The organism is Serratia rubidaea, from assembly GCF_016026735.1.
Classification (GTDB): domain Bacteria; phylum Pseudomonadota; class Gammaproteobacteria; order Enterobacterales; family Enterobacteriaceae; genus Serratia_B; species Serratia_B rubidaea.
Map to the genome: position 1 here is coordinate 3,525,357 of NZ_CP065640.1, position 19,895 is coordinate 3,545,251.

General features: G+C 60.8%; 20 protein-coding genes. 12 read left to right on the forward strand and 8 right to left on the reverse strand.

Annotated elements, in window-relative coordinates; all coding sequences use genetic code 11:
* Positions 1-7 precede the first annotated feature (7 nt).
* From puuC to puuD, 3 genes are read right to left on the reverse strand one after another with little or no spacing between them, the layout of a single operon-like run.
* Positions 8-1,498, reverse strand: a complete 1,491-nt coding sequence (gene puuC, locus I6G83_RS16490; protein ID WP_054306384.1) for an aldehyde dehydrogenase PuuC — start codon at positions 1,496-1,498, stop codon at positions 8-10.
* Positions 1,499-1,513: 15 nt separating this feature from the next.
* Positions 1,514-2,071 (reverse strand): HTH-type transcriptional regulator PuuR, encoded by a 558-nt coding sequence (puuR, locus tag I6G83_RS16495; RefSeq protein WP_015672020.1) that lies wholly within the window; start codon positions 2,069-2,071, stop codon positions 1,514-1,516.
* Positions 2,068-2,829, reverse strand: coding sequence for a gamma-glutamyl-gamma-aminobutyrate hydrolase (puuD, locus tag I6G83_RS16500; RefSeq protein WP_054306385.1), 762 nt, complete (start codon positions 2,827-2,829; stop codon positions 2,068-2,070). The genes puuR and puuD overlap by 4 nt, the downstream gene beginning before the upstream one ends.
* Positions 2,830-3,047: 218 nt before the next feature.
* Between puuD and I6G83_RS16505 the strand changes: the two genes are divergently transcribed.
* From I6G83_RS16505 to I6G83_RS16525, 5 genes are all read left to right on the forward strand, one after another.
* Complete coding sequence (locus I6G83_RS16505) at positions 3,048-4,466, forward strand: glutamine synthetase family protein (protein WP_054306386.1); 1,419 nt, start codon at positions 3,048-3,050, stop codon at positions 4,464-4,466.
* Positions 4,467-4,588: 122 nt separating this feature from the next.
* Positions 4,589-5,959 (forward strand): APC family permease, encoded by a 1,371-nt coding sequence (locus I6G83_RS16510; protein ID WP_054306387.1) that lies wholly within the window; start codon positions 4,589-4,591, stop codon positions 5,957-5,959.
* 94 nt (positions 5,960-6,053) lie between these two features.
* The gene (gene yddG, locus I6G83_RS16515; RefSeq protein WP_054306388.1) at positions 6,054-6,944 is read left to right on the forward strand and encodes an aromatic amino acid DMT transporter YddG; all 891 of its coding nucleotides are present in this window, start codon (positions 6,054-6,056) and stop codon (positions 6,942-6,944) included.
* Between the two features lie 88 nt (positions 6,945-7,032).
* Positions 7,033-7,305 carry a hypothetical protein gene (locus I6G83_RS16520; protein ID WP_015672024.1) on the forward strand — a complete coding sequence of 91 codons (273 nt, stop codon included), beginning with the start codon at positions 7,033-7,035 and terminating at the stop codon, positions 7,303-7,305.
* Between the two features lie 406 nt (positions 7,306-7,711).
* A complete protein-coding gene (locus tag I6G83_RS16525; RefSeq protein WP_015672025.1) occupies positions 7,712-8,587 on the forward strand; it encodes a nucleoside-specific channel-forming protein Tsx in 876 nt (291 codons plus the stop codon).
* Between the two features lie 48 nt (positions 8,588-8,635).
* Here the strand turns inward: I6G83_RS16525 and I6G83_RS16530 are convergent, their stop codons facing one another.
* Positions 8,636-8,812: a hypothetical protein gene (locus I6G83_RS16530; RefSeq protein ID WP_164722819.1), complete on the reverse strand. Its 177-nt coding sequence runs from the start codon at positions 8,810-8,812 to the stop codon at positions 8,636-8,638.
* A gap of 495 nt (positions 8,813-9,307) precedes the next feature.
* On the opposite strand from I6G83_RS16530, the gene I6G83_RS16535 reads away from it, so the two are divergent.
* The 4 genes from I6G83_RS16535 to I6G83_RS16550 all read left to right on the forward strand — a co-directional run bounded on the left by I6G83_RS16535 (position 9,308) and on the right by I6G83_RS16550 (position 11,823).
* Positions 9,308-9,856, forward strand: coding sequence for an anti-virulence regulator CigR family protein (locus tag I6G83_RS16535; RefSeq protein ID WP_054306389.1), 549 nt, complete (start codon positions 9,308-9,310; stop codon positions 9,854-9,856).
* A gap of 326 nt (positions 9,857-10,182) precedes the next feature.
* On the forward strand, positions 10,183-10,638 hold the full coding sequence (locus tag I6G83_RS16540) for a pesticin C-terminus-like muramidase (protein WP_054306390.1): 456 nt from the start codon (positions 10,183-10,185) through the stop codon (positions 10,636-10,638).
* A 133-nt stretch (positions 10,639-10,771) separates the two neighbouring features.
* Positions 10,772-11,185: a lysozyme inhibitor LprI family protein gene (locus I6G83_RS16545; RefSeq protein ID WP_054306391.1), complete on the forward strand. Its 414-nt coding sequence runs from the start codon at positions 10,772-10,774 to the stop codon at positions 11,183-11,185.
* 110 nt (positions 11,186-11,295) lie between these two features.
* Positions 11,296-11,823, forward strand: a complete 528-nt coding sequence (locus tag I6G83_RS16550) for a chorismate mutase (RefSeq protein ID WP_054306392.1) — start codon at positions 11,296-11,298, stop codon at positions 11,821-11,823.
* Positions 11,824-11,833: 10 nt separating this feature from the next.
* On the opposite strand, the gene I6G83_RS16555 is transcribed toward I6G83_RS16550, so the two are convergent.
* From I6G83_RS16555 to hutC, 4 genes are all read right to left on the reverse strand, one after another.
* Positions 11,834-13,372, reverse strand: coding sequence for a serine hydrolase domain-containing protein (locus I6G83_RS16555; RefSeq protein WP_054306393.1), 1,539 nt, complete (start codon positions 13,370-13,372; stop codon positions 11,834-11,836).
* 279 nt (positions 13,373-13,651) lie between these two features.
* On the reverse strand, positions 13,652-14,455 hold the full coding sequence (gene hutG, locus I6G83_RS16560) for an N-formylglutamate deformylase (protein WP_054306394.1): 804 nt from the start codon (positions 14,453-14,455) through the stop codon (positions 13,652-13,654).
* Positions 14,455-15,672 carry an imidazolonepropionase gene (hutI, locus tag I6G83_RS16565; RefSeq protein WP_054306395.1) on the reverse strand — a complete coding sequence of 406 codons (1,218 nt, stop codon included), beginning with the start codon at positions 15,670-15,672 and terminating at the stop codon, positions 14,455-14,457. The genes hutG and hutI overlap by 1 nt, the downstream gene beginning before the upstream one ends.
* A gap of 251 nt (positions 15,673-15,923) precedes the next feature.
* Complete coding sequence (gene hutC, locus I6G83_RS16570; protein WP_054306396.1) at positions 15,924-16,673, reverse strand: histidine utilization repressor; 750 nt, start codon at positions 16,671-16,673, stop codon at positions 15,924-15,926.
* Between the two features lie 174 nt (positions 16,674-16,847).
* Between hutC and I6G83_RS16575 the strand changes: the two genes are divergently transcribed.
* The 3 genes from I6G83_RS16575 to I6G83_RS16585 all read left to right on the forward strand — a co-directional run bounded on the left by I6G83_RS16575 (position 16,848) and on the right by I6G83_RS16585 (position 19,861).
* The gene (locus I6G83_RS16575) at positions 16,848-18,218 is read left to right on the forward strand and encodes a formimidoylglutamate deiminase (RefSeq protein ID WP_054306397.1); all 1,371 of its coding nucleotides are present in this window, start codon (positions 16,848-16,850) and stop codon (positions 18,216-18,218) included.
* Positions 18,218-18,778 (forward strand): HutD/Ves family protein, encoded by a 561-nt coding sequence (locus I6G83_RS16580; protein ID WP_054306398.1) that lies wholly within the window; start codon positions 18,218-18,220, stop codon positions 18,776-18,778. The genes I6G83_RS16575 and I6G83_RS16580 overlap by 1 nt, the downstream gene beginning before the upstream one ends.
* 81 nt (positions 18,779-18,859) lie before the next feature.
* Positions 18,860-19,861, forward strand: a complete 1,002-nt coding sequence (locus tag I6G83_RS16585) for a LacI family DNA-binding transcriptional regulator (protein ID WP_054306399.1) — start codon at positions 18,860-18,862, stop codon at positions 19,859-19,861.
* Positions 19,862-19,895: the final 34 nt, after the last annotated feature.

Sequence of the window (19,895 nt, forward strand, 5' to 3'; positions counted from 1 at the left end):
TTAATCCTTATTCCAGCGAAATCCAGGTGGTTTTCAGTTCGGTAAATTTATCCAGCGCGTGAAGCGATTTGTCGCGGCCGTTGCCGCTCTGCTTATAGCCGCCGAAGGGCACCGTCATATCACCGTCGTTGTAGTTGTTGATAAACACCGAGCCGGCGCGCAGCTGACGCGCCAGGCGGTGCGCGCGCGACAGGTCGCGGGTCCACAGCGCGGCGCCGAGGCCGTAATCGCTGTCGTTGGCCAGCGCAATGGCCTGCTGCTCGCCGTTGAACGGGGTGACGGCCAGCACCGGGCCGAAGATCTCCTCACGCGCCACCTGCATGGCGTTATCCACCCGGGTCAGCACGGTCGGGCCAAGGTAGGCGTCGTGCGGGCCGCTGCCGCGCCCGTCAAGAAACAGCGTTGCCCCCTGTTCGATCCCGTTGTCGATAAAGCCGGCAACCTTGGCGCTGTGCCCGCGGTCAATCAGCGTGCCCATCTGCGTGTCGGGATCCAGCGGATTGCCGGGCGTAAAGGCGGCGGCGTGTTTGCGCAGCGCCTGCAGGAAGGTCTGCTGGATGCTCTCTTCCACCAGCAGGCGCGTGCCGGCGATGCAGACCTGCCCCTGGTTGTAGAAAATGCCGGCCGCGGCGGCTTGCGCCGCTTTATCAATATCCGGGCAGTCGGCGAAAATGATATTGGCGCTTTTGCCGCCGGCCTCCAGCCAGACGCGCTTCATATTGGATTCGCCGGCGTAGACCATCAGCTGTTTGGCCACCTGCGTCGAGCCGGTAAAGGTCAGGGCATCAACATCGTGATGCAGCGCCAGCGCCTTGCCGGCGTCATGGCCGAAGCCGCTGACGATATTGAGTACGCCGTCCGGCAGCCCGGCCTGCTGCGCCAGCCGGCCGAGGTAAATCGCACTCAGCGGCGATTTTTCCGACGGTTTCAGCACCACGCTGTTGCCCGTTGCCAGCGCCGGGCCGAGCTTCCAGCAGGCCAGCAGCAGCGGGAAGTTCCACGGCGTGATGGCGCCGACGACGCCGACCGGCTCACGCTCGATCAGCGCCAGGGCATCGGCGCCCGTCGGGGCGATCTCGCCGTATACCTTATCAATGGCTTCGGCGTACCAGCGCAGGCAGCGGGCGGCGCCCGGAATATCATCCCGCAGGCTGTGGCGAATGGGCTTGCCGGTGTCCAGCGTTTCCAGCAGCGCCAGCGTTTCCGCATGCAGTTCTATCTGCTCCGCCAGCGCCAGCAGCACGGCTTTGCGCCGGGACGGGGCGGCGCGCGACCAGTCGCCACGCTCAAAGGCGGCGCGCGCGGCGCTGACCGCCAGCTCGATATCGGCGTCGCCGGCGCGGGCCACCTGCGTCAGCTCGCGCTGCCCGGCAGGATCTTCCACCGCAAAGGTGCCTCCCTCAGCGGCCGGCTGATAGCGGCCATTAATAAACAGTCGGTTCTCAATAGTCAGGGCCTGCGCCCGTTGTTGCCAGTACTGCAAGTGGTGGAAATCCATACCTTGCTCCGTTAATCAGAATGTCGTCGGCGTATGCGCGCTGACGATGCGGCAAATGCGCGTCGAGGTGTTGCTGAAACTGTGGGGAATGCCGGTGTTAATGGCGTAGCTCTGGCCGGCGGTCAGGTAGTAGTTCTGGCCGTTGACCTGCAGCACCACGTCGCCTTCCAGCAGCGTGCCGATCTCTTCCCCCTGGTGTTTAATGCGTTCGCCGGTGGTGGTGCCCGGCTCGTAGGTCTCTATCATCATCGCCAGCGTGCGGTTGGGGTCGCCGTTATGGATCAGTTTCATCGAGACGCCCTGGCTGCCGATTTCAATCAGATTTTCCTGCTCGATCACAATCTGCGGTTCAGCCGGTTTTTCCGGTTCGGCAAAAAATGCCGACAGCGACAGGCCGTATACCGTCAGCAGCTTCTGCAGCGTGCTGATGGCCGGACTGACCTTGTCCTGTTCGATGGTGCTGATCGCGCTGTGCGTCAGTCCGGACAGTTCCGCCACCCGGCGCTGCGACAGGCCGAGCTGCTGACGGATTTGCGACAGCCGTTTTCCCGGCGCCAGACTGATTTCGCTCATGGGCGTGGTTCCTTGTGATACTCCCGGCAGGCGTTGATAAAACCGGCAAACAGCAGGCGCGACAGCGCGTATTCGTCGCTGTTCCACTCCGGATGCCACTGCACCCCCAGCGCGAACGGCTGGTCGCGGATGCTGATCGCCTCGACCAGCCCGTCGGCGGCGTGCGCTTCGACGCGCACGCTGGGGCCGAGGGTTTTGGCGCCCTGGCCGTGCAGCGAGTTGACCCAGAAGCGGTTGCAGTCCGGGATCAGCTGCGGCAGCATCCCGCCTTCGCGCACGATGACTTCATGGGCGGGGGCGTACTGTTGCTCCAGCGGCAGGTCGTGGTCTTCGCGGTGTTCCTGCAGTTCCGGCAGCTCATACAGACGGCGATGCAGCGTGCCGCCGGTGGCCACCACCATTTCCTGCATGCCGCGGCAGATGGCGAAAAGGGGAATGCGTCTGTCGAGCGCCAGACGAATCAACGCCAGGCTCAAGGCGTCACGTCCGGGGTCGGCATCAGGCTCATCGCCGTTTTCACCATAAAGGTGCGGTTGCACATTACTGGGGCTGCCCGGCAGCATAATGCCGTCGAGGCGCGGCAGCAGATCCGCCAGAATCTCCGGCTCCGCCAGCGCGTGCGGCAGGGCGACCGGCAGACCGCCGGCGGCCAATACCGCATTCAGGTACTTTTCTTGCAAGGTCTGCGTGGGATGCTGCTTTATCCTGTGGCGACACATCACCACGCCGATGACTGGTCTGTTAAATATATTGCCCATTATTTTCCCCTTGGCCTGTTCGAAATTATGAACGAGATGGCGTAAAAATGGCCTTTTTGTTCAATATTAACTAAATCTAGCAGTGGGGTGGACAATATTCAAACCATAATTAACACTTGAAAAACATTTTTGTTGCATCTATGTTTCATTGAGTGGAAATTATATTGAGCAGTACGGTCGTAATCATCGATAGCAATCTCAACAACGGCGGGTGACTCATGCAGACCAATATCGTAACAGTGGAAAACTTTGTGCAGCACAACGAAGAACGGCGAAGTACCACCTTCCAGCGGGAGGTGAATCACTATCTGGAACGTTATCCTTTAACCCAGCATATTGATGTCCTGCTGACCGACCTGAACGGCGGCTTCCGTGGTAAACGCATTCCGGTGGCGGGCCTGAACAAGCTGGAGAAGGGCTGCTATTTCCCGGCTTCGGTGTTCGCCATGGATATTCTGGGCAATGTGGTGGAAGAGAGCGGGCTGGGGCAGGAGCTGGGCGAGCCGGATCGGGTCTGCGTGCCGGTGCCGGGCACGCTGACGCCCTCCGCCAGCGACCCGGAGTATATCGCCCAGGTGCAGCTCACCATGCTGGATGAAGATGGCACTCCCTTTGACGTTGAACCACGCAATGTGCTGAACCGGATTTGGCAGCGCTTGCGGCAGCGCGGGTTGTCGCCCGTGGTAGCGGTAGAGTTGGAGTTCTATCTCATCGATCGCCAGCGCGATGCGGAAGGCTATCTGCAGCCGCCGTGCGCGCCGGGCACCCAGGAGCGCAACACCCAGAGCCAGGTGTATTCGGTGGATAACCTGAACCACTTTGCCGACGTGCTGAGTGAGATCGATGAGCTGGCGCGGCTGCAGGGCATTCCGGCGGACGGCGCGGTGGCGGAAGCCTCGCCCGGTCAGTTTGAGGTGAATCTGCATCATACCGGCGACGTCCTGCAGGCCTGCGACCATGCGCTGGCGCTCAAGCGCCTGATCCGCACGGTGGCGGAAAAGCATGAGATGCAGGCCACCTTTATGGCCAAGCCCTATGAAGAACACGCCGGCAGCGGCATGCATATCCATATCAGCATGCTGGATGCCGACGGCGAGAACGTGTTTGCCGATGAGCAGGGCGAAGATTCCGCGCTGCTGAAGCAGGCGCTGGCGGGGATGATCGCGCTGATGCCGTCCTCGATGGCGCTGCTGGCGCCGAACGTTAACGCCTATCGCCGTTTCCAGCCGGGCATGTACGTGCCGACCCAGGCATCCTGGGGGCATAACAACCGCACCGTGGCGCTGCGCATTCCCTGCGGCGACCGCGACAGCCACCGGGTGGAATACCGCGTGGCCGGCGCGGACGCCAACCCGTATCTGGTGATGGCGGCGCTGCTGGCGGGGATTGTATACGGCCTGGAAAACCCGCTGCCGCTGCCTGAACCGGTTACCGGCAACGGCCTTGAGCAGGAAGGGCTGCCGTTCCCGATCCGCCAGAGCGACGCCCTCAGCGCCTTTGCCCAACAGCCGCTGTGGAAAACGCTGCTGGGCGAGCGCTTCAGCCATGTGTATCTGGCCTGTAAAAACGATGAGCTGCTGCAGTTTGAGCGTCTGATCACCGAAACCGAGATTGAGTGGATGCTGAAAAACGCCTGATCCGCCCAATGTCACGCACCGCGCGCGTCTGGCGCATTTCGCCGGCTCTCCTGTGGCCGGCGAGGCCGCGCGCCCGGTACTATTCCTAATCAGGCGTACAGGACGCCGACGAGGAACGACCCATGACGGCAGAGGCCATCGACTGTAACGGCGCGGGCAAACCGCAACTGCGTAAATCGCTGAAGCTATGGCAAGTGGTAATGATGGGGCTGGCATATCTGACGCCGATGACGGTGTTTGATACCTTTGGCATTGTGTCCGGCGTTACCGACGGCCACGTGCCGGCGTCGTATCTGTTTGCGCTGGCCGGGGTGCTGTTTACCGCCATCAGCTACGGCAAGCTGGTGCGCCAGTTTCCCACCGCCGGTTCGGCCTACACCTACGCGCAAAAGGCGATCAACCCGCACGTCGGCTTTCTGGTCGGCTGGTCGTCGCTGCTGGACTATCTGTTCCTGCCGATGATTAACACCCTGTTGGCGAAAATCTACCTGACCGCGCTGTTCCCGGAAGTCCCTCCGTGGGTATGGGTGGTCGGCTTTGTAGTGATCATGACCACCATCAACCTGAAAAGCGTCAATATCGTGGCGAACTTTAATACGCTGTTTGTCCTGGCGCAGGTGATGATCATCGTGGTGTTTATTGTGCTGGTGGTGCACGGGCTGCATAAGGGGGAAGGGGTCGGCACCGTCTGGAGTCTGCAGCCCTTTATCAGCGAAAATGCGCACCTGCTGCCGATTATTACCGGCGCCACCATCCTCTGCTTTTCATTCCTGGGCTTTGATGCGGTCACCACCCTGAGCGAAGAGACGCCCGATGCCGCCCGGGTGATCCCGCGCGCCATTTTCCTTACCGCGCTGTACGGCGGCGTAATCTTTATCAGCGTATCGTTCTTTATCCAGCTGTTCTTCCCCACCATCGAGCGCTTTAAGGAGCCGGATGCGGCGCTGCCGGAAATTGCGCTGTACGTGGGCGGCAAGCTGTTCCAGTCGATTTTTCTCTGCACCACCTTTATCAACACCCTGGCCTCCGGGCTGGCGTCGCACGCCAGCGTTTCGCGTCTGCTGTATGTGATGGGGCGCGACAACGTCTTCCCGGAAAAGCTGTTTGGCTATGTGCACCCGAAATGGCGCACCCCGGCGTTGAATGTGCTGATGGTCGGCGCGGTGGCGCTTTCCGCGCTGTCGTTCGACCTGGTCACCGCCACCGCGCTGATCAACTTCGGCGCGCTGGTGGCCTTCACCTTCGTCAACCTGTCGGTGATCAGCCACTTCTTTATCCGCGAAGGGCGTAACAAAACCTGGAAAGACCGCTTCCAGTTTCTGTTCCTGCCGCTGGTGGGGGCGCTGACCGTCGGCGTGCTGTGGCTGAACCTGGAGAAAAGCTCGCTGACCATGGGGCTGTGCTGGGCCGGCATGGGCGTGGTGTATCTGGCCTATCTGACCCGACGCTTCCGCCAGCCGCCGCCGCAGTTTGAGCGTCAGCCGCTGCCGTAATCGTTAATCGGGCGCGGCTTGCCGCGCCTTCTTTTTCCCGTCCGGTCGGGGTACAGTGACATTCTGGAAAAAGGAATTCATTGGAAATCACCGGATGTCACCTCTCGCCGTATCCCATAAAGCCACCTCGCTGGGGCTGTTAGCCATTGTGTTTTGGAGCAGCGTCATCGGCCTGATCCGCAGCGTGAGCGAAGGGCTCGGCCCGATCGGCGGCGCAGCGATGATCTACAGCGTCGGCGCGCTCTTCCTGCTGCTGGTCATGGGCATGCCGAAGCTGTCAACCTTCCCCCGCGCTTACCTGCTGTTCGGCAGCGTGCTGTTTGTCGCTTATGAAATCTGTCTGTCGCTGTCGCTGGGTTATGCCGGCAACCGGATGCAGGCGATTGAGCTGGGCATGATTAACTACCTGTGGCCCAGCCTGACGGTATTGATGGCGATCTTGTTCAACGGACAAAAGGCGACATGGTGGGTGCTGCCCGGCCTGTTGCTGGCGCTGTTCGGCATCGGCTGGATCATGAGCGGGGAGGGCGCCTGGTCGCTGCAACAGATGCTGGGCAACGTGCGCAGCAACCCGCTGAGTTACAGCCTGGCCTTCAGCGGCGCGGTGATTTGGGCGCTGTACTGCAGCGTGACCAGAAGGCTGGCGCAGGGGAAAAACGGCGTGGCGCTGTTCACCGCCCTGACGGCGCTGGCGCTGTGGGGGAAATATGGCGTCAGCGCGGAGGGCGCCCTGCATTTCAGCTGGCCGATAGCGCTGATGCTGCTGTGCGCCGGCGTGGCGATGGGGGCCGGCTATGCCTTGTGGAACATCGGCATTCTGCACGGCAATATGACGCTGCTGGCGACGGCCTCCTACTTTGCTCCGGTGCTCTCTTCACTCTTTGCCGCCGTGATGCTTAACACGGCGTTGACCGTCAGCTTCTGGCAAGGGGTGGGGATGGTGATCGTTGGCTCGCTGGTCTGCTGGCGCGCCACCCGCGGCTGAACGGCGCGATTTTCGTGCGCAAACAGCATCCTGGCGGAAAAATTAGGCTAAGATCATAGAACGTCTTCTTGTTGAAGGAACGTGAACTATGCGCAGTGATATCCAGTTTCTTCCCCAGCCGGCGATTGACGATCAGACGTTTATGTACGGCGACACCGTGCGGCTGACGACGGCCAATTTGCGGCATGAATATCAACTTGATGTAAACATCCTGCGCCGCGAAGGCCGGCAGATTTATGGCGCGGTGGTGGCCGCCGCGCCGAAAATAGATATCCCGCCGCAGGAGTGGGAGATTGCGCGCGGCGACGAGGTGGTCTTCCGTGAGGAAAATATCGCCAAGGCGGTGCCGGGCGCACGCTGAGGCGGTTTGCTCAGCGCGTGAGGCGCTCTGTGTCACTCTTCTCTTTTCGTCGGCGGCGTGAGCCGGCCGACGAAGCTTCAGACGCTCACCATAAACGTTGCTTATCCTTGTCGGGCGTCCTCCTGGCTGGGCGTCGAACGCCATGTTTTTGTCTGAAAAAACGTCACTGATGATAAAAATCACATTGATTATGAATTTTCGTGAAACATAATTTGACAAATGTGAACGCAATCGATTACCTATTCGCAAAACAGGTGTCTGGATCACAGATTCCTACCGCCGGAGATTTCTATAATGCGCCGGTGAGCTGAGTGGTTAACGCTTGTTTACACCCTGTAGGGTTCAGACTTATTTGTCATCTTTTTCTAACGGGCAGCGAATAGCCCTTTCAGCATGTGGTAATAAAATGAAAAAAATAGCTCTCGCAGCAGGCGTACTTCTTGCAACGTCTTACAGCGCATCATCAATGGCGGATAGCAAAGACAGCGAGTTTGTTTCAGATTGGTGGCACCAGAGTGTGAACGTGGTGGGGAGTTACCATACCCGCTTCGGACCACAGCTTAACAACGACGTCTACCTGGAATATGAAGCCTTCGCCAAGCACGAATGGTTTGATTTCTACGGCTATATCGACGTGCCGAAGTTCTTCGGCGTCGGCAATACCCCGGATCGCGGCATCTGGGATAAAGGCTCGCCGATGTTTATGGAGATCGAACCGCGTTTCTCCATCGACAAACTGACCGGCACCAGCCTGGCGTTCGGACCGTTTAAAGAGTGGTACTTCGCCAACAACTATATCTACGATATGGGTCGCAACAAGGCGTCGCGTCAGAACACCTGGTATATGGGTCTGGGCACCGATATCGATACCGGCCTGCCGATGAGCCTGTCGATGAACATCTATGCCAAATACCAGTGGCAGAACTACGGCGCGGCCAATGAAAACAGCTGGGACGGCTACCGCTTCAAGATTAAGTACTTCGTGCCGCTGACCCAGGTCTGGGGCGGCAACCTGAGCTATATCGGCTTCACCAACTTCGATTTTGGCTCCGATCTGGGCAAGGATGACTTTACGGTGAACGGCCGTCAGGCGCGCACCAGCAACTCCATCGCCTCCAGCCATATTCTGGCGCTGAACTATGACCACTGGCACTACTCGGTCGTGGCGCGTTACTTCCATAACGGCGGTCAGTGGCAGGATGGCGTGGACATCGGCACGCCGCAGGGACCGATCAAGTCAACCGGCTGGGGTTACTACCTGGTGGTGGGTTACAACTTCTGATCCCGCGCAACAAAAAACCCCGCACTGCGGGGTTTTTTGTCTTATCACTTAGGCTTCCTGGCTGGGCAAGTGTTTGACCGGCATAAAGAGCCGCCCTTTAATGACATAGCATTCGTTGTCAATCCACTTGATGATTTGTTCACAGCTTACGCCTTCCGCTTGTGCATAACGATTAAGATCACCGTTGAAATGCCGCGTGATGTATTCCATGAGTGTCATTTGCATTGCTTTTGCTCCTGAGCGCCCGAGAACGGCCTGTCAGCGCGTTACGGGAGGTAAGGTTTCTCCGAGAACAAATTTAAGATATTGACAACAAAATCTCAACACTTAGTTTTGCTAAGGGTATTGATTGCCATAGAAAAAAGATCCCGCATACCGCGCGGGAAACGGATGATTAATAGACTGTATAGATGAAATGACGCTGTGTGAGGCGCGCCATGACGGCAGGGATGGCTCCCTCCTGTGGCGCAGGATTCAAACTACTGGAACACCGGCGGCGCCGCAAGTACATTTTAGTTATGACGTCAGCAGCGCTGAATAATTATGCGTTGATAGGCTATTATCAGCGGATGGCGGGATAATCCTCCGTCAGACAGGGGATTAACGCCGGCGCCTGGATGATTAGGAACGCAATGGTGCAAATATAAGAATTTTCCTCATTCTTTATGGGGTAAATTATACTTATAGTCAGCACAATTCCCCAAACGAGGATGTTACAACATGAAAAAACGTCGTATGACCATCACGGCATTAGCGCTGATTGCTTCTCTGGGCGTCAGCAGCGCACCGGTGTTCGCCGATAAGGGCGGAAACGGCAACGGCGGCAATGGCCATGGCAACAGCGGTAACCACGGTAACGGCGGTAACCATGGCAATAAAGGGTTCGATAACCCGCACGGTAACGGTAAAGGCAATGGTAACGGTAAAGGTAAAGGCTTTAGCGACGAGCATGGCAACAAAGGCAAACGCGGCAACTACGCGGATGATCGTGGCCTGGTGCATGTCGATCTGTCCTATGACCGCGCCCGCGCGCTGGCGCTGAACTACGGCCTGACCGGCTATCAGTCACTGCCGCCGGGTATTGCGAAAAACCTGGCGCGCGGCAAGCCGCTGCCTCCGGGCATCGCCAAGAAAACCGTACCGGCCTCACTGCTGGGTCAGCTGCCGCAATACCCAGGCTATGAGTGGCGCGTAGTGGGCGACAACCTGGTGCTGATCGCACTGAGCACAGCGCTGGTCGCCTCGGTGATTAACGGCGTATTTGACTAAGCCGTTTGCCGTACCCGCTTTCCCAAGCCGCAGCTGAAACGTTGAACAACGTATTGAGCTGCGGCTTTATTGATGCTTGAAAATCCCTGCCTGCTATCGCTTTCTCTAATGACGTGCTCCGTCATACCCGTCCCTCAGCCTGTTAACGCCTGTTCGGCACTCTGCATAAGCCGGCTCCGTTTTAAAGGCTATTAAGTATGTTATTGGGCGGATTTTGACCGGCCCATTCGCACTTATATGGTTTAACCTTTTGAATTTAATGACATGACTTGCCAATGACAGGGAAGAGGCATAGATTGCCTAAAACCATGTGAATAAGGAGGTTAATGGTGGCGGATACGGCAAGTATCGGCGTTAATCGTGGTTTGTTAACGTTTAACGCGGAAGGTAATAATATAAGGGAATCATTGTTCTATAGCCGGGTTATTCATTTTCCACGGATGGGGATCTCAGGCGTTACCATCGGGCGTGGGTATGATATCGGCAGTCGTTCACAGCAGGAAGTGTTTGTCGATTTAACCCGTGCAGGGATCGCTCCGGCTCAAGCACAGGCAATATCATTAGGTGTAGGGCTTAGAGGGAAGCAGGCTGATGATTTTGTAAAACGGAACAGCAGCAAGTTAATTTATTTAATTCGACTTATCCTGTTTATGAACGACGTGCTGAAGCGGTTTATAACGCCAAGACGGTACACATTGAAGGCCGCGCGGCGTGGAAGGATCTTCACCCCGCTATTCGTGACGTTCTGGTTGATGTGGTATATCAAGGGTACAAAGGTGTAACAACGATGCCTGCGGCGGCTAAAAACGATATCGATTATTTTATTCAATTTATAAAAAGTAGTGAGCTGATTACCGATGAGAAGAACAGAAATCGGATAGGGCATTTGGAATTGAACCGAGGGAGAAACGGTAAGTGAAAAAATACCTGTTAGTCTTAGCGGTCTTGCCAATGTTTTCATTCGCGGCGCAATCTCTGGATGAGTTGAAAACGGATCATCCCAGCCAGTGCCAGGATATCAAACAAGAAGATGGCTATTACGGCGATATGGAATGTGCCGGGCGTCTGCTTGACGATTCTGAGACGAAATTAACCACGCGAGTTGCGCAAATCCGGGCTGAATTAAAGAAAACCCACGCCGGCCTTTACCAGGACGCTTTCGAGCGTGACCAGCAATCCTGGGAGGCATACCGTAAAAACCGTTGTGCTTATGTGGCTATCGGGGTGGATGAGCAGAGCAATCATTACGCCTATCGCATCGCGTTGTGCAGCGCATCGGAAAATTACAAACGTCTTGCAACATTGAAAGGTGAGCCGTCAGTGAGTTAACGTTTTCAGCCCCCGCGCGGGGCTTTTTTCTGCGGTTCAATAAATGATGTGACCCGTCGCAGGCGGTGGATTATATTTGCCGGACGAACAATGAGGATAAACGAGGAATTATGCTGAAAATCTGTCTGATGGCGGGGCTGCTGTGCAGCTTTTCCGCGCTTGCCGATAATAGCGCGTCGATCGCCGACGTGGTGAACCAGCGTCTGGCGCTGATGAAAGACGTGGCCGGTTATAAGGCGCAGCAGCATTTGCCGGTTGAGGATCTGGCGCAGGAAAGCAAGGTGCTGGCCAACACGCAGGCGCAGGCGGAAAAGCTGGGGCTGGAGCCGCAGTCGGTGAAGCCGTTTATCGTCGCGCAGATGGATGCGGCCAAGGCCATCCAGTATCGCTACCGGGCTGACTGGCTGGCGCAGCCGGAAACGGACTGGCAGCCGCAGCCGCTGGAGAAAGTCCGGCCGGAGATCGCCCGTCTGAGCGACAAGATCCTGCAGCGCTTGGCGCAGCGCCTGCGGCAGGGGCCGATCGCCGAGAACGAGCGTCAGGCCTTTATTCAAGCGATTCAGCAGGTGAATTTAACCGCTGCGGATAAGCAGCGGCTGTTTGATGCGCTGTTGATGGTCAAGCTCAACGGCCATTGAGCAGGGCGCGTTATGCCGCGTGGCTGCCGCTGCCGCGCCTGAAGGTCAGCACCCGGCTGCCCTCGGCGATCAGATCGACGCTGTAACCGCGGAAGTAGAGACAAAAACGTTTTAACCACGGCCCGTCGCGGCTTTCAACCAGCATCCGGCCGTCGCCCAGCGGGCTGAGGGTACCGATATGCGCCGCCGGGCCGACGCCGATATGCACCTGGTCGCCGCGGATTTCAAAGGCGGTGCGGTAGTGAGGGTGGTACCAGGTGCCCTGCACGTGCTGCAAACAGCGGCCGCTGGTCTGCACCGGCCAGAAGGTGCGGGCGACGTGGCCCACTTCACCGTCAATGCTTTCGCCGTTCCATTTCAGCCGCATCGGCCGCTGGGCGCGGAGCGACACCGCATAGCCATCCTCCGCCTGATACAAGGTCTCCGCACAGCCGAGGTAGGCGACGTTGCCGTTGCTGACCTCCAGCCAGTAGGGATCCGCCAGCGTTGCGTAGATGCCGTCCGGAATGGCGCGGCTGCGCGGCGGCAGCGCTTCCCCCAGCAGGGCGGCCATCACCTGCAGGGCGATGCTGGTGCTGTCGCAGTCTTCGCGGTTGGCGACCAGCGCCATACCAACCTGCCGCTCCGGCGCCAACAGAAAATAGGTTTTATAACCGGCGTGAGAGCCGCCGTGGCCCAATAACTGATGCGGGCCGAGCGGGGTGCGCGCCAGCCCCAGCCCGTAGGCGCTGAGCTGGCCGTTGGTCAGATAGCGCGGCGCGCTCAGCTGCTGCAGGACGCCGGCGGCCGCGCCGCGGTCGCCAAGCAGCGCCTGCAGCCAGCGGGTCAGATCGTCGATGCTGCCGGTCAGGCTGCCCGACGCGGAAAGATGCAGGCCGGCGCTGCTCTGCTGCCAGCCCTGCGGTGCGCGCCAGTAGCCGGGCGACAGGCCGGGGACGATATCGAACCAGCTGTCCGGCGCCTGCCAGCCCAGCTGCAGCGGCTGCGCAATATGCTGCTGAACCAGCTGCGCAAAGCGGTAGCCCCGCTGCTGCAGCGCCGCCTCCACCAGACGGTAACCGGTATTGCTGTAGCTGATTTCGCTGCCCGCCGGGAAGTTCAGGCGGCTTAGCCCCTGGATAAACGTCATCACCGGCTCCGCGTGGCTGACGCTGTAGCCGGAAATGCCGAGCAGCCCGAGCGTTTCTCGCACGTCGGGCAGGCCGCCGGTCATGTCCAGCGCCTGGCCGACGCTGACCGCAGCCGGCTCGCCGCGCAGCTGCGGCAGCAGTTCTCCCAACGGTTGGTCAAGGCGCAGCGTACCTTCGGTCGCATTCAGCGCCAGCGCGGCGAAGATATGCTTGGTCAGCGAGGCGTAGCGCACCACGCTGTCGGCGGTAAAGGGTTCGCCGCGCGCCAGATCGGCCTGGCCGGCGCACACCACCGCCTGCGTACGCTGCGTATCGAACAGGGTAATGGCGCCGCCGGGTTCGCCCGGCAGGTGCCAGTCGGCCAGTAATCGCTCGGCCGTAGCTCGGGCGTCACGCCAGCGTAGCTGGGTGTCAGACATAGTTATCCTCCAGAGTTGTGTAAGACAGGGCGCAAAACGCCGCCACCGCCGGTCCGTACGCGCAGGCAAAGGCGTCGGCCGGTCTGTTATCTCGCCGCGTCAGCGGCGCTTTTGCTTCGATTGTGGCGCAGCCGTCCGGATGACATCCGCCGTTTTGTGCGGTGTTGGCGGCAGATCGGAGAAGTTTGTCGAAATTTGAGATACAGAGCGCAGATTACGCCGTGCAGATGCGGGGGAGATTGCCAGCCCGGCTGCGGTTCTCCGGGCTGGACGGGCGGCTCAGCGCTGCTGCGCGCCCCAGTCGACCATGCTGTCGATCATCTGGCTCAGCAGACGCTGCAGCGGCGCGGCGCGCGCGGCGTCGAAGGCGAACGGATACTGTTCGGACATATAATTGACCTGCGCCAGCTCCAGCTGCACCGCATGCTGATTTTCCGCCGGCTTGCCGTAGGCGCGGGTGATATAGCCGCCTTTAAAGCGTCCGTTCAGCACGTGGCTGAACTGTTGCTGCCGTTCGCAGCAGGTTACCAGCCGGTCGCTGAGCGCGGCGGCGCAGCTGGCGCCGTCGTTGGTGCCGAGGTTAAGATCCGGCAGTTTGCCGTCGAACAGGCGTGGGATCACCGAGGCGATGGAGTGGGCGTCAAACAGCAGCGCATAGCCGTGCTGCGCCTTCAGCCGGGCCAGCTCATCCTGCAGCTGCTGGTGATAGGGCTGCCAGATCTGCTGCAGATAGCCGGCGCGCTCCTGCTCGTCCGGCGCTTTGCCGGGCAGGAAGCTGGGGTCGCCGTTAAACAGCACGTCGGGATACAGCCCGGTGGTGGCGGTGCTGTAGAGCGGCTTATCGTCCGCCGGGCGGTTGAGATCGATAACGAAACGCGAGTAGTTGCCCACCAGTATGCTGGCGCCGAGGCCGCGGGCAAAATCATACAGCTGGGGAATGTGCCAGTCGGTGTCCGGCAGCGCGCGCGCATCGGGCGTCAGCCCGGCCTCAACGGCCGGCGTCAGCTGCGTGCCGGCGTGGGGAATGCTGATCAGCAGCGGCAGGCTGCCGGTTTGGAAATGAAACGGATCGCGAATGGTCATTAACGTACCTCTCCTCGGAAAATCACCGTACAGGGCAGCTGTCCGCCCAGCCAATAAGTCAGTTCAGCCGGTCGCGACAGCGGCCAGTGGACGAAGTCCGCCACCTTGCCGCTCTCCAGCGAGCCGTGGCTCTCCTGCAGCCCCAGCGCTCTGGCGGCGTGCAGCGTAACGCCGGCCAGCGCCTCCTCCGGCGTCAGGCGGAACAGGGTGCAGGCCATATTCATCATCAGCCGCAGCGACAGCGCCGGCGAGGTGCCGGGGTTGGCGTCGCTGGCGATCGCCATCGGCACCCGATGCTTGCGGAACAGCTCGACCGGCGGACACTGGGTTTCGCGCAGCAGGTAGTAAGCGCCCGGCAGCAGCACCGCGACGGTGCCGGCGGCGCCCATCGCCTGCGCATCCTGCTCGGTGGCGTACTCCAGATGGTCGGCGGACAGCGCACGGTGGCGCGCCGCCAGCGCGCTGCCGCCCAATGCGGACAGCTGCTCGGCGTGCAGTTTCACCGGCAGCCCGGCGCGCTCGGCGGCGGCAAACACTTTTTCCACCTGCTGCGGCGAAAAGGCCAGATGTTCGCAGAAGGCGTCGACCGCGTCGGCCAGGCCGGCGCCGGCGGCTTCGGGAATAATGGTGTCGCACACCAGATCGATATAGTCATCGGCGCGGCCGGCATATTCCGGCGGCAGGGCATGGGCGGCCAGACAGGTGGTTTTCACTTCGACCGGCAGCGTCTCGGCCAGCCGGCGCGCTACCCGCAGCATTTTCAGCTCGCTTTGCGGCGTCAGCCCATAGCCGGATTTGACCTCCACGCAGGTTACGCCTTCCGCCAGCAGCGGCCGCAGGCGGAACTGCGCCTGCGCCAGCAGCTGTTCTTCCGGCGCGTTGCGGGTGGCGTTGACGGTGGAGATAATCCCGCCGCCCTGCGCGGCGATCTCGGCGTAGCTGACGCCGTTCAGCCGCTGTTCAAATTCCGCGCTGCGGTCGCCGCCGAACACCAGATGGGTATGGCAATCCACCAGGCCGGGAGTGATGATGCCGCCCTCGAACTTCACCGTTTCATCTGCGGTAATCGCCGGACGCGCGGCGTATTCGCCGATCCAGACGATTTTACCGTCGCGCACCGCCAGCGCGCCGTCGTGCAGAATATGGTATTTGCCCTCGCGCATGGTGACGATATCCGCCCCGTGCCACAGGCTGTCGCAGTGAATCTCGCTGGTCATCTTTTCCCGCTCCGCTTGCTTGTATATACAATTAAACACAAGCTAGCGCATTCATCGGCGGCGGGCAAGAGGCGGAAGGGATAATTTGTTACTGAAATGTGATCGCCATAGCCGAAATCATTCAAATAGCAGGAGGCGGCAAATGCAGGGTTCCCGCTGAGCTGACGGCGGTAAGTGATGCGGGTGACGGCGTGCAGCCTACGCACCGGCAATGTGCAGTATGGCGGGACGGCGTGGCGTCCCGCGCAGGATTAGACGTCGAAGCGGCCGAACAGCTGATAGCGGCTGCCGGGATACAGCAAGCGCGCCGAGGTGACCACGGTTTTGCCCGACCAGGTGCGGCGATGGATCAGCAGGCAGGGTTCGCGCTCTTCCAGCTGCAGCAGTTCGCGCTCCTGTTTGCTGGCGACTACCGCCTCGACGATATGCTCGCCAGCGGTCAGGGGCGCGGCCTGCGTCAGGTAGATATAGGGCGTCACCCGGTCGAAATCCTGCTTGAGATAGTCGGGCGCGGCCAGCGGATTGACGCAGCGGTTTTCCAACTGCACCGGCATCTCGTTTTCATAGTGGACGATCTGCGAATAGAACAGCTGCTGACCCGGCGCCATGCCCAGCGCGGCGGCCTCTTCATCGCTGGCGGTGCGCGCCGTTACCTGCAGCACCTTACTGCTGTGGCGGTGGCCGCGGGCGGCGATTTCGTCGGCGATGTTATGCACTTCCAGCAGCGCGGTGTGCGCCTTGGCTTCGGCGACGAAGGTGCCGACGCCCTGCATGCGCACCAGAAAGCCTTCGCTGGTCAGTTCGCGCAGCGCACGGTTGATGGTCATGCGGCTGACGCCCAGCTCCGCCACCATTTCGCTCTCCGAGGGGACGCGCTGGTGCGGCTGCCAGTGGCCGGCGCGGATTTGATCCACGATCGCCTGTTTCACCCGCTGGTAGATGGGGGCAGGGGTATCGCTCATGGCCGTAGCCAGTTGTAACACGCTCTGTTGATCAACCACGACGTTAACCTCGTCAAATAAAAAAATAATAACATCAGTTTACTGTTGATTAGGGTATCTGTATATGTATATACAAGTAATAGCCGATTCTCCAGAATAATGTTACCGGCTTGAAACATTTACCTGTGCGCGCGCCGCGCGCTTTCGCCGTCACACCAACGTTGGAATACTGCTATGCCTGCTTACTACGCTAAACGCGCACTGCTTCCCACCGGCTGGGCGCACGCCGTCCGGCTGGACGTCGACGCTCATGGTTTTCTTACCCAGGTTACCCCGGATGCCAGCCCGGAAGGCTGCGCGCTGCTGCATGGCGACGTGGTGCCCGGCATGCCGAACCTGCACTCGCACGCGTTTCAGCGGGTGATGGCGGGGCTGGCCGAAGTGGCGGGCGATCCGCAGGACAGTTTCTGGACCTGGCGCGATCTGATGTACCGCCTGGTGCAGCGCCTGACGCCGGAGCAGGTCGAAATTATCGCCCGTCAACTGTATATCGAAATGTTGCAGGGCGGCTACACCCAGGTGGCGGAGTTTCATTATCTGCATCATGACGCTGACGGCAAGCCGTACGCCGACCGCGGCGAAATGACCGGCCGCCTCAGCCGCGCCGCGCAGCAGGCGGGCATCGGCATGACGCTGCTGCCGGTGCTGTACAGCTACGCCGGCTTCGGCGCGCAGCCGGCGCAGGCGGGGCAGCGGCGCTTTATTCAGGATGTGGACGGCTATCTGAGCCAGCAGCAGATTATCGCCCGCCAGTTGGCGGAGATGCCGCTGCAGAATCAGGGCGTGTGCTTCCATTCGCTGCGCGCGGTGGAACTGACGCAGATGCAGCAGGTGCTGGCGCAGGCCGACCGCACGCTGCCGGTGCATATTCATATCGCTGAACAGCAAAAAGAGGTGAACGACTGTCTGCAGTGGAGCGGCCAGCGCCCGGTGGCGTGGCTGTATGAACACCTGCCGGTCGACAGCCGCTGGTGTCTGGTGCACGCCACCCATCTGGATAACGCCGAGCTGGAGCAACTGGCGCACAGCCGGGCGGTGGCGGGGCTGTGCCTGACCACCGAGGCCAACCTGGGCGACGGCATCTTCCCCGGCGACGCCTATCTGCAACGTCAGGGGCGCTGGGGCATCGGCTCGGACAGCCACGTCTCGCTGAATGTGGTGGAGGAGCTGCGCTGGTTTGAATATGGCCAGCGGCTGCGCGACCAGCGCCGCAACCGCCTGACCACGGCGGCGCAGTCGTCGGTGGGTGATGTGCTGTATCAGCAGGCGCTGCAAGGGGGCGCTCAGGCCTGCGGCGCGCCGATCGGCCGTCTGCAGAGCGGCTACCGCGCCGACTGGCTGGTGCTGGACGGCGACGATCCCTATCTGGCGGCGGCGCCGGACGCGGCAATTCTCAACCGCTGGCTGTTTGCCGGCGGTAAGGCGCAGATCCGCGACGTGTTTGTCGCCGGCGCGCAGGTGATTGAGCAGGGGCGTCATGCGCTGCAGCAGCAGAGCCGCGCCGAGTTTATGCAGGTGCTGAAAACCTTCCAGCAGGAGGCGTAATGCAGATCAACCGTTTTGATTTTGCCTCGCTGCCGGTCAGCCCGTGGCGCAACGGCGGCGGCGAGACGCGTGAAATTGTCTGCCAGCCGGCGGAGGGCGCGAATTTCGACTGGCGGGCCAGCATTGCCACCATCGCGCAGGACGGGCCGTTTTCCGCCTTCGACGGCATCGACCGCTCGATTACCCTGCTGGAGGGCGACGGCGTGCGGCTGGTCGGCGACGGCATCGACCATCGGCTGGCGATGACGGGCGAACCCTTTGCCTTCTCCGGCGATGTGGCGCTGCAGGCGCAGCTGTTGGGGGGCGTCAGCCAGGATTTCAATATTATGACCCGGCGCGGACGCTGGTGCGCCACGGTGCGGCGGCAGACGGCGGCGTGCGAGCTGCCGGCCGGCCATGCCGGCGTCTGGTACGTGCTGCGCGGCGACTGGCGGCTGCCGGCGGATGTCCGGCTCGGCGCCCGGCAGGGCGGCTGGTGGCCGGAGAGTGCCCAAGGGGGGCCGGCGGTGCCGCAGAGCGACGATGCGCTGGCGCTGTGGGCCGATCTCAGCCGGGTGTAAACGCCGGTAGTCTCTGCGGCTGAGTTATGGGATTATGCGGGGTCTTGGGGGTATGTTCCCCGTCAGGGCAGAGAAGGATACATGGCTTCGCTGAAAGACGTTGCAAAACTGGCCGGGGTGTCGTTGATGACGGTGTCCCGCGCCATCAACGAACCCGATAAACTGCGGGCGGAAACCTACCGCCGGGTAAAGCAGGCTATCGATCAACTGGAGTATGTGCCGGATATGGCCGCCCGCCGTATTCGCGGCGACGGCGGCCGGGTGCAGACCATCGGCGTGCTGGCGCTGGATACCGCCACCACGCCGTTTTCGGTCGAAATGATTTTGTCGATAGAAAAAACCGCGCGCGAACACGGCTGGAACAGCTTTGTCGTCAATCTGTTTGACGATGAATCGGCGGAGCATACGGTGGATCTATTGCTGGCGCACCGGCCGGACGGCGTGATTTTCACCGCCATGGGGCTGCGTCAGGTCACGCTGCCGGCCAAGCTGCTGGATAAGCGGCTGGTGCTGGCCAACTGTTTCAGCCGTACGCAGCGCATCGCCAGCTATATCCCGGATGATGAACAGGGGCAGTATGACGCGGCGCGCGCGCTGATCGCCAAAGGCTACCGCGCGCCGCTGTGCATCTATCTGCCGGAAGACGTGCCGGCGGCGGTGCTGCGCCGGCGCGGGCTGGAGCGCGCCTGGCGGGACGGCGGCGGCGACATCGCGCAGCTGCGCCAGTATCACCTCAACCTGAGCGGCGGCGATGAGCATTACCGCGACTGCGTCGAACTGCTGGCGCGCCATTTTTCGCCCGGGCGGCAGGAGTGCGACGTGGTGGTGTGCGGTAACGACCGGGTGGCGTTTCTGGTGTATCAGACGCTGCTGGCGCAGGGGTGGCGCATCCCGCAGCAGGTGGCGGTGCTGGGGTATGACAACATGGTGGGGATTGGCGATCTGTTCCAGCCGCCGCTCACCACTGTGCAACTGCCGCATTACGAGCTGGGCCGTCAGGCGGCGCTGCACCTGATCGAACAACGCGAGCACCTTGAGAGCGTCAAGGTGCCGTGTCCGCTGCTGCTGCGCGCGTCGCTGTAGGTTGGCTGTGCGGCCCGGCGCACCGGGCCGTAAG

Excerpts from the sequence above, each read along its gene's own strand:
- I6G83_RS16535 (WP_054306389.1), top strand. The coding sequence starts at position 9,308 with ATGAAAAAACGTCGTATGACCATCACGGCATTAGCGCTGATTGCTTCT.
- I6G83_RS16580 (WP_054306398.1), top strand. The coding sequence starts at position 18,218 with ATGCAGATCAACCGTTTTGATTTTGCCTCGCTGCCGGTCAGCCCGTGG.
- puuD (WP_054306385.1), bottom strand. The coding sequence starts at position 2,829 with ATGGGCAATATATTTAACAGACCAGTCATCGGCGTGGTGATGTGTCGC.
- yddG (WP_054306388.1), top strand. The coding sequence starts at position 6,054 with ATGTCACCTCTCGCCGTATCCCATAAAGCCACCTCGCTGGGGCTGTTA.
- I6G83_RS16510 (WP_054306387.1), top strand. The coding sequence starts at position 4,589 with ATGACGGCAGAGGCCATCGACTGTAACGGCGCGGGCAAACCGCAACTG.
- puuR (WP_015672020.1), bottom strand. The coding sequence starts at position 2,071 with ATGAGCGAAATCAGTCTGGCGCCGGGAAAACGGCTGTCGCAAATCCGT.
- I6G83_RS16540 (WP_054306390.1), top strand. The coding sequence starts at position 10,183 with ATGGTGGCGGATACGGCAAGTATCGGCGTTAATCGTGGTTTGTTAACG.
- I6G83_RS16550 (WP_054306392.1), top strand. The coding sequence starts at position 11,296 with ATGCTGAAAATCTGTCTGATGGCGGGGCTGCTGTGCAGCTTTTCCGCG.
- I6G83_RS16525 (WP_015672025.1), top strand. The coding sequence starts at position 7,712 with ATGAAAAAAATAGCTCTCGCAGCAGGCGTACTTCTTGCAACGTCTTAC.
- puuC (WP_054306384.1), bottom strand. The coding sequence starts at position 1,498 with ATGGATTTCCACCACTTGCAGTACTGGCAACAACGGGCGCAGGCCCTG.
- I6G83_RS16530 (WP_164722819.1), bottom strand. The coding sequence starts at position 8,812 with ATGCAAATGACACTCATGGAATACATCACGCGGCATTTCAACGGTGAT.
- I6G83_RS16505 (WP_054306386.1), top strand. The coding sequence starts at position 3,048 with ATGCAGACCAATATCGTAACAGTGGAAAACTTTGTGCAGCACAACGAA.
- hutI (WP_054306395.1), bottom strand. The coding sequence starts at position 15,672 with ATGACCAGCGAGATTCACTGCGACAGCCTGTGGCACGGGGCGGATATC.
- I6G83_RS16555 (WP_054306393.1), bottom strand. The coding sequence starts at position 13,372 with ATGTCTGACACCCAGCTACGCTGGCGTGACGCCCGAGCTACGGCCGAG.
- I6G83_RS16575 (WP_054306397.1), top strand. The coding sequence starts at position 16,848 with ATGCCTGCTTACTACGCTAAACGCGCACTGCTTCCCACCGGCTGGGCG.
- I6G83_RS16585 (WP_054306399.1), top strand. The coding sequence starts at position 18,860 with ATGGCTTCGCTGAAAGACGTTGCAAAACTGGCCGGGGTGTCGTTGATG.
- hutG (WP_054306394.1), bottom strand. The coding sequence starts at position 14,455 with ATGACCATTCGCGATCCGTTTCATTTCCAAACCGGCAGCCTGCCGCTG.
- I6G83_RS16520 (WP_015672024.1), top strand. The coding sequence starts at position 7,033 with ATGCGCAGTGATATCCAGTTTCTTCCCCAGCCGGCGATTGACGATCAG.